The organism is Chitinophaga sp., from assembly GCF_035538455.1.
Lineage (GTDB): Bacteria > Bacteroidota > Bacteroidia > Chitinophagales > Chitinophagaceae > Chitinophaga.
Genome location: NZ_DATLKJ010000062.1, coordinates 1 through 10,080 on the forward strand (window position 1 = coordinate 1; position 10,080 = coordinate 10,080).

The following is a 10,080-nucleotide window of genomic DNA, read 5'->3' on the forward strand; positions in this document are numbered from 1 at the left end:
TCTCTTTTACTTTCTCCAGCACTTTGACAAAATAATCAACGGGGGCACTTTCAGGTACCGACAACACTTCCTGCGCCAGCTTTTCTTTCAGCTTATCAGCAAGATCGGCAGAGCCTCCCGCCAGCAATAGGAGTTGGGTCGATGTTGTACTTTTTTGGGTCACTGCCGGTGATAACTCCCAGGTAATACCATGCAAAAAAGTAGCTGCTTTTACTGCAGGCTGCCTGACTCTTTCCTCCCAACCAACGGGAAGTAACACCAGCTCTCTTAAACTTAGTAATACCTCTCCGTTTTCTCCCAGAAGATCAATATCATAGCTGGTAATGTTATTGCCCTTATACTCCCTTGCATAACACCAGACAACGGCCGGCAGCTCATGATAAATATTTACTTCCCTCACACTGAAGGGCAATGACAGTGTTTGTTCTTCTTTTGCAAAACTTATTCCTGCACAGGTTTGCAGTGCACTGTCTAACATACCAGGCTGAAGAATATAATCCTCCTGCCTGGGCAAAGCGATTCTTGACAATGCCTTATTGGTACTGTAATATAACTTCTCAATGCCCCGGAAACTGGCGCCATAATTTAATCCCTTCGCCTTGAATAACTGATAACATTCATCCTGCTCTTTAACATAAGGAAGTTCTTTCCGGATGGTATCCAGGTCAATATTTGAGGGTGTCCGCATTTGTACAGCACTTAACCGCCCTTCACTATGCACTTTTATCGCGGCTGCGTTTTGAGTATATATTTCATAAATAACTTCATCATCTGCAGGATAAAGATTGATATATACTTTCTGAGGTATCCCGTTTACCTTTATAGGGCTTAGCCAATTTATATCTTTTAGCTGCGTAATCTTTTCTTTTGCTGACTGATTGCCGGCTTCTCTTGCCAACTCCAGCAAAGCGGTTGCAGGCAATACCATTTCCTCTCTGACTTTATGATCTGCTAAAAACGATTCTTTACCGGTGTAAATACTTGTAAACTGCTGTTTCTCCAGGCTGGAACTGTTACTATGCAGCAACGGATGCAGTCTGTTGCCACCGCTTATGCTCGTTTGTACTTCACTAAGCGATATCCAATATCTTTCTTTTGCAAACGGATAGGTGGGTAAACTGATCTTTGCAGGTTTATGCTCTTTGTGGAATATACTCCAATCAATATTTACCCCCCGCACCCATAACTGTGCAATAGATGCTATTTCCCTATTAGTTATGGCAAAATTAATATAGGCATTACCAGCGCCTCCGTCGAGCAAAAAACCTACTTTATCCTTTCTTATATTACCTGTAAATGAGTCAACTTTTTTCCCGGTTAAATAATCAGTCAGCTTGACTGAAAGAGCTGTAATACTGTCTGCAATGAAGGCCAGCCTCTCATCCATTGGTTCCCGTCCTGTTTGCAGCGTGTACGCGATTTCGTCAAGGTTAGTATCCGGATGCGTTGCGATGTAACGTTGCAAATTGGCGGCATGTTCTTTCAGTCGGATTTCATCTCTGGCCGACAGCACCACTATAACAGGTGCAGTTCCCATGTACGCTTTCTTAGCGGTTGCCTGATACTCTTCCACAATGATATGAGCATTACTACCGCCAGCCCCGAAGCTACTGATGCCAGCTAACCGCGGACGGTTATCGGCAGCTGTCCATTCTTCCAGCTCTCGTTGTACCCTAAATGGGGTTTCAGCAAAATTGATGTACGGATTTAACACAGAGGAATGCAATGAGGGTACCAATTGTTGGTACTTTAGTTGCAACAATACTTTCGTGAGCCCTGATATACCTGCCGCCGATTCGCAATGACCTATGTTTGATTTTACGGACCCTATGGCACAATATTGTTTATTCTCAGATTCAAACGCACTGGTCAGACCTGCAATTTCTATTGGGTCGCCTAAACTGGTACCGGTGCCATGTGCTTCTATATAACTGAAATCTGCAGTGTTTACTCCCGCTTTCCTCACCGCCTCCTTTATAAGTGCCGACTGCATTCTGGGATTGGGCACCGTATACCCGCTAACCTTTCCGCCATGATTAACGGCAGATCCCTTGATAACACCATAAATGTGGTCACCGTCTGCCACGGCTTTACTTAATGGTTTCAACAATACCGCACCTACCCCTTCACCCGGTACATAACCATCTCCGCCTTCGCCAAAACTTTCGCATCTCCCCTTGCCGGATACAAAACCACCATGACTGAGCATCAGATACTTACTGGGGTGTACACTCACATTCACGCCACCGGCTATTGCAAGATCGGTCTCTCCAGTCAGGATATCCCTGCACGCCAGGTGTATAGCAGTTAACGAAGAAGAACACATTGTATCCACCGCTAAACTGGGGCCATGAAAATTAAAAAAATAAGATACGCGGTTGGCTATGTTGGCAATGTTTCCCCACAGCCCCATAGGATTTCCCTTCAAGGTTTCCTCCGCACCAAATAACTGATACTCTTCATACATCACACCTGCATACACACCTATCCTGTTCCCTAATCCATCTTTATTTACCGTTCCCTGTAATAACTCTCTGGTATAGCCTGCATCCTCTATAGTTTCCCAAACCGTCTGTAAAAACAAACGCTCCTGTGGGTCCATCCGCTCAGCATCTTTGGGAGAAATATTAAAAAACAATGGATCAAATTGATCTATATCATCGATGAACCCACCCCATTTACTATAAATACTACCTTCCTTCCCCTTTTCATCACTGTAATAACGGCTGGCATCCCATCTGTCTTTAGGTATGGCTGTAATACTATCCCTCCCTGCTTTTAAGTTCTCCCAGAACTCATCAATATTTTTTGCTCCAGGGTATCTTCCACTTAACCCTATTATAGCAATATCCTCCTTTTCCATTACCGGCATTGCTGCTTGTAACTTGCTATCAGTAAAACGCCGCCTGTACTTATTATCCGCAGGTACAGTATCTTCATGAGCAGGCACAGCAACTACAGGTATATGGGGCGCACTTAACTGATGGCCGACCAACTTGCGGAGAACATCACTATGTTCCCTGGTAAAGTATTCGATTAATTCATGAAAATTCTGGTATTCAAAGAACAGTGTCATGGGCAGCCGGTCAAACACTTCTTCCAAACAGTTGGTCAGCCGCGTTATCAATATTGAATCAATCCCATACTCTGCAAAAGGAGCATCCAGATCAAATTTATCTTCTGGTAATTTTAACTCCTTTGCGAGTATTCCACGCAAATACTGAATCGACGCAGTTTGCAATTTATTGTCATCACTAGGTGCAAATGACGGTCGATCAACTTCTGCCGCTACCATACCAGTGAAATCCTTTGAACCGCTATCTGTTTTCCTGTAGGCTACCATCGCCTGCCCTGATATACTATTAAGCAATGTCTCAAAAACATGTATCCCTTCGGCTGTTGGTAATGATACCATTCCCCATTGCTTCGCTAGATATTTCTCACTTTCAGCGGTTATTTGCATTCCGCCTTCTTTCCATAAAGGCCAGTTAATACTTAATGTTTTACCATATCTTTTTCCTGTAGCTCGCAGTAGGTTACGATAATGGGCGTAATTATCCAGCCAGGCGTTAGCAGATGCATAATCAGCCTGTCCTATATTTCCCAATATGCTTGATACAGAAGAGAAGAATACCATAAAATCAAGCGTCTCCTCTTTTGTAGCTTCATCAATATTTTTTGCACCAGCTATTTTGGGCAATAGCACCGATACCGCTTCCTCTCCGGTTTTGTTGACAAGAAAACTGTCATGGATAACCCCGGCACTGTGGATGACGCCATCTAATTTCCCGTAACGCGCTTTGATACGCTCTATTAAGCCATTTACCGCTGTTCTGTTGGTGATATCACACGGGTAATAGGCAACATTGGGTCCAACTGATAAAGCCGATATTTGCTCTGCAGAGAGTTCCCTTCTTCCGGTAAGTATCACCTGTGTGTCCGGAGTATGGCTAATATGCAAGGCAAAAATCCGCCCAAGTCCACCGGCGCCGCCAGTAATCAGATATACTCCACCTTCTTTGATACAAGCCCCTTCACTAGTGCCTGCAGCAGCTTCTATGACCTGCTGCATTTTTACACTTCTTTTCCCTTCATGATAGCAAACTTCAACATCAGCAGTCTGTTGTTCCGCTTCCAGTATAGTTATCAGGGTTTCCAGCTCTATGATATTCAACCGTTCTACACCGATTATCTTTCCGGTCACTCTGGGGTTTTCCTGTGACGCTGTTTTTAATAGCCCGGATATGAACCCATACTCTACGTAGTCTGTATTGCAGCAAACAATCATGATATGTGTAGCTTCTTTTGCTGTCAGTATCGGTTTCACCATTTCCAGTACACTGAGAAAATAAGCCTCCGTTGTCTCTCCAGATAAAGGAATTACTTCCAGTTCCAATACCTCTTTCAGTTTATCCGCCAGATCAACTGAACCGCCTGCCAATAATACCAGGGGAGTTGATGTAATGGTTTGTTTAGGAATACTTGCGGGTAATGAAGTTTGCCACCTGATGTCATATAAATATGTATTGGCCTTCTCTACCGGCTGTTGGTGCTTGGGGAATCCGTCGACTGGAAGCATTACCGTTGAAATAAAACTAAGTAATACCTGGCCGGAATCTCCTAAAATATCTATATCATAACTGGTAATTATGTTACTGGGTCTATAGTGTTGATGCTGCCTGGCATAACACCAGACAGTAGCGGGCAGTTCATGATAAATATTTACTTCTTCTACACTGAAAGGCAATACCAAAGATTCTCCTTCCTTTGCAAAATGTAACCCTATACAAGTTTGCAGTGCACAGTCCAGTACACCCAGGCTCAGCACATAATTTTTTTCTTTGGGTAAAGTTACTTTAGACAATGAGGACGTTTCGCTATAATAAAGCACGTCAATGCCTTGAAAACTATTACCATACTTTAACCCCTTCGTTTTAAATAAGCGATAACAGGCATCCTTATCTCTTGTATGCGGCAATTTTTGCCTGATCGCGCCCAGATCGAAATTTTCGGGCGCAGGTTTTCCTTCTGTACTTAATTTTCCCTGACTGTTTACTTTGCGTACCTCCTGATCATAGGTATAAACTTCATAAATAGTATCACCACCTTCCTGAAAAAGACCGATTAGTACCTGTACAGGCTGTTCTCCGACCTGTATTGGACTTAACCAGCGAACATCTTTTAACTGGGTTATTTTCTCCCTTAACGATTGTTCTCCCGCTTCCCTTGCCAGTTCTAAATACGCTACTCCCGGAAAAACTTTTTCATCCCGTACTTTATGATCAGCCAGAAAAAGCTCCTTACCGGTATAATAGCTTGTAAATTGTTGTTCTCTCAGCGTGGAACTATTACTGTGTAATAATGGATGTAATTTCCTACCACTATTCGATGTGGTAGCAACGTTGCTATCTTCAGGTAACCAATACCTATCCTTTGCAAAAGGATAGGTTGGCAGCCGTATTTTACTGGGTTTTTGTTTTTCGTAAAAAAATGCCCAGTCAATTGATTTTCCGGCACACCAGTATCTTGCAATATCGCGCAGTGTCTCAGTTGCTATTGGTTTTCTCCCTGCCATAGATGCGATGTCAGGAGTTTCAGTTGTCTTTACAACAGTTTTAATATTTCCTGTATAGCATTCTTGAGAAGGTACTCCACTAATATAATCGCGTAATACTCCCGTCAATTTCTCAACATCCTGGCATACTATTGCCAGCCGCACCTCCATCTCTTCCCTTGCCGTTTGCAGGGTATAACATAGTTCGGATAAAGCGGTTTCGTTTTCATCCAGATAATGCAATATGTTTTCAGCGTAGCGCTTCAATCCGTCAATGCTTTTAGCAGACAATACAAGAAGATTAGCGCCAGCTTTTCCCGGAACTATTTGTTGCACCTGCGGATATGATTCCAGGACTATATGACCGTTGGCCCCCCCAATTCCAAAACTGCTCACACCTGCCCTCAACGGTGCGTTAGCGAACACAGGCTGCCATGATTGCATTTTCTTTTGAATATAAAATGGGCTACCTGTTAATATTACCTGGGGGTTTAATTTATGGTAATTGCAGGTTGGAGGTAACAAGCCATGCTCCATTGAAAGCAATACTTTCAATATACCTGCCATGCCTGAAGCTGCCTCTAAATGTCCTATGTTCGTCTTAACAGAACCTATTCCACACCAGGGAGACAGCTGTTCTCCTGGTGAATGCCCAAGTGAATTAAATGCAGCTGTTAATCCTGCTATTTCTATCGGGTCCCCCAGACTTGTGCCCGTACCATGTGCCTCCAGGTAGTTAACTGTCCTGATATCTATTTTTGCATTGATATAAGCATCCTCCAGTAATCTTCGCTGCTTCTCCGGGTTGGGTACTGTTAACCCACCGGATTGTCCGCCATGATTAATGGCCCCCCCTTTAATAACGCCATGTATATCATCTTCGTCGGCTAGTGCCTGGGTTAGTGGTTTTAAAAAAAACATAATGCCGCCCTCTGCTCTTACATAACCATTTGCAGCTGCGTCAAAAGTATGACACCGGCCATCTTCACTCAACATATGGGACTTGTGATACGCCAGGCTTCTCGAAGGATGACACATCAAATGAACAGCGCCAACAATAGCCTGGGAACATTTACCTGTATTAATAGCTGTAATGGCTTCATTGATGGCTACTAATGAAGAGGAGCATGCGGTATCTATCTGCATGCTGGGGCCTTCAAAATCATAAAAATAGGATAATCTGTTGGCCAGTATAGCCAATGAAGCACCTGTACCTGTCAGGGTTTCATCTCCTTTTTGTGCCCCTAGTAAAAGCTCATAGTCACTGCCACTGGCGCCGATGTAAACACCTGTTTTACTTCCTTTCTGCGTAGAGGCTTTATATCCGGCTTCTTCCAGCAACTCCCATGTAAGCTCTAACAAAAGCCGTTGCTGCGGGTCCATCAGCTCCGCTTCACGCGGAGATATTCTAAAAAAAGAAGCATCAAATTTATCAATATCAGATAAATACCCCCCCCTGTCAATGCCTTTGTGAGTGGTAGCCAGGTCTACCCATTCTGGCCAGGTCCATCTGCCCTCAGGGAGTGTTGTTATGACAGAACGGCCCTCAATCAGTATACTCCAGAGAGCTTCTTTAGTACTAGCGCCGGGAACACGAAATGCTGTGCCGATTATGGCAACGTCACCGGGAGCCGATGTACCCTCAGCAAATTCCCTTTTCAGTTCGTTATGATAATGAACATTGCCCCCATCAGCCGGGGTGGTATATGTAGTTGCCAGCATCGCCGTTACTTTTTCGGCTACCCCGTTTATTGTATTATATTCAAAGAAAAAAGAACCAGGTACTGCTATATTATAATTGCTGTCTAAAAACAACCCCAGCCCCATTAAATCACCGGAATCCAATCCCATTTCCATCAATGGCTGTTCCATATCTATAGGTGCTCCCACCGGCAATATCCCCGTTATATACCTTACAATTGCTGTACTAATCTGTTGAAGGCCCAATCCTGATTTTTCCTCCGTTTGTCGCCCATTACCGGTAAACCGTTTCCGTTCACGAACATCATAATGCACAAGTACTCCATTGCCCAGGTTCACTTTGTCCATAACACGATATCCGCTTACAATACCCCCCAACCGTGCACCATGTACCTGATGAAATCTGATAATCGGATCTACATAATAGCCATGTTCATCCGTTTGCTTTATATAGGCTGCATAATCACTTTGTGTATTTCCCTTAAAATCCCGGCTTCTTGTAATAGCACATACTTTGGTTACATCATTCATCAATGCAACATGCTGATGAATAAACTCCAGCAGTTCGTCCCCTAGCCCCCGGCTCTGGCATTCCGGAAAAATATTGATAGACAACAATTGCACAACTCCACCATCAGGACAGTGTAATGCCCCTACATTATCAACATTGGTATTATATAGCGCTGCTTCGTCTGCAATTCGTTGTGTATAAATAACACCCAACACACAACCGTTTTCCTCAACCACAAATTGTCCTTCGGGGTATACCTCTAGCCTTTTTATTACTTCATTTTCACACAAACGTATATCAGTTGCCCAGCATACAGTTTCTAGATGCATCAAAACAGGCAGATCGTTGCGACTGGCATACCGAATCTGGTAAACCCTTTGCTGATAGTGCGCAAAAGTCAGGCGTGCAAATGGTAATTCGTCAGGGCACTTTAGCAGTGGCCGGTTGGAAAAGAAACCCGCATTAGCTGCCTCTAGTATACTCGAGGCAGCTGATGGTCTGTTTTGTACGCCCAAAACATCCAGTACATCAAAACACTCATGATCTGAGCAGTGCCCGGTCACTAGCATTAATCCGTGTCTCCCCGTCAATTCGGTCCAGTTGTTCCAGTAACAAGCTACGGGTGCAACAGGTGTAAATAATATTTCTGAAGTTATGCGATCCTCTGATCCGGATAAATATTCATCCCCATTGATATCAGTAAAAGGATAACCGGTAAAATCGGGTAACAGTCCAGTATATAATATTTCATCTGCTGCTATTCCTTTCTCCATCAGTATATCCGCGATCTTTCCAGGTTCTGATATGCCACCTTGTATGAGCAATAGCGGATAAGTAACAAGGGCTTCCCCGGCTGCTCTCAATGCCAATTGATTTTGGTCAATTCCAATCAGAGTAAGCGGATGACTTTCCAGGTGTTCCCCTCTTCGCGTTTTGGAAACTATTTTCTCGTAAATACGCTTCAAGTTATTTGCTTTTCCGCAGCCCATTTCAGCAATATATCTGGGTTGCCGCTCTATAGGTATGTCATTAAAAAGCTGTACAATTTTATCCTCAGCTTCTTCCTGTATATGATAAGCGGCTGCAAGCAAATAATCCGGGAAAAGGACCGTTTCAAAATGAATCGATTTAGCAACCAATGCTGCGCCCGCATCGGTAAAAACCATTTCATCTTCAACTTCAACTAACCATTCACGTTGTAGAAAAATATTTATTATCGATGCCTGTATACGTTGATGAAACAACCCTTTATCAAAACACCTGTCATTCCCTTTCATGTACTTATTTAACCGCAAGAGCACAGGTATAATAAGGATGCCCTCCAACATTACTTCAAAAGAAAATTCATTTGTATCCTGACCGGACGAAACCTCCTCCAGCATCCCAACTAATAAATCAACCTGCTTTTCATCCGCCCCGGAGCTGACAGAGTCAGCTTCCATAACCGCCATAGCATTGGATACAAGCTGCCTCGCACGAGGCAGAACATTTATTTGATCGCTCCCGTCATACTGCTTTTTCAACCATCCAATAGATGATAAAAAACGAATAGACGCTTCCCGACAGGCGGCATTCACTCTCTCATTTTCCAACATCCCACTCCTTGAAAACACGCCGTCAACAAATAAATAATGACTCCTAACTAATTCGATGAAATGAAGCATAGGCACAGCAATACAGCCATGACACCATGCATTTAAAGGCACAGTCAAAATAGTATAGTTTTAGTTATTTCACATTTATCGATCTTGCATTTTTACAATACAAAATCCTCAACACCAATATTAGATGGTATTGCATCAGGTAGCAGTTCCCGCTGTCAGTCAGCTTATGCTGAGAGATACGTTCGGGTAACAATTACCCCGTATGGCTTTAACTGGGTATACTATACACTTGGTTAGTATAGCAATAAAGTGCATTGGGTATATACATTGAGATTGTAGGGTTTAAAGAAAAAAAATCTACTCAGGGTAATTCATAGACTATTTCTTCTAATGGTTATTCTAATAATGGTTATTCTAAATTACAGGATTAATCAAATAGTGTTAATACGTTTTGTCAAAGATAACAAACTACTTGCTTATTAACTGCTTCTTCCCGCAGGTTGAAATTTATTTTACATTACAACGCTATGCAATCTAACAATTAGAGTTTAAATAAAAAAAATATTTTCAAACAGTATTGTCCGACTAAAATAAGTGAATAAAGCATAAAAAAAGGGGGCAAGCCCCCCAATAGTTTCTATGTTTGGGTTACCACACCTTAAACGTAAAAACTTGGATAAAGATAAAAAATTTACCGGACAGCCGATTTT

At 42.9% G+C, this 10,080-nt stretch carries 1 protein-coding gene; it reads right to left on the bottom strand.

Annotated features, from left to right (window positions below; all coding sequences use genetic code 11):
* The coding region (locus VM802_RS07530) for an SDR family NAD(P)-dependent oxidoreductase (protein ID WP_422653301.1) at positions 1–9,430 on the bottom strand (9,430 nt) is incomplete at its 3' end.
* Positions 9,431–10,080 lie beyond the last annotated feature (650 nt).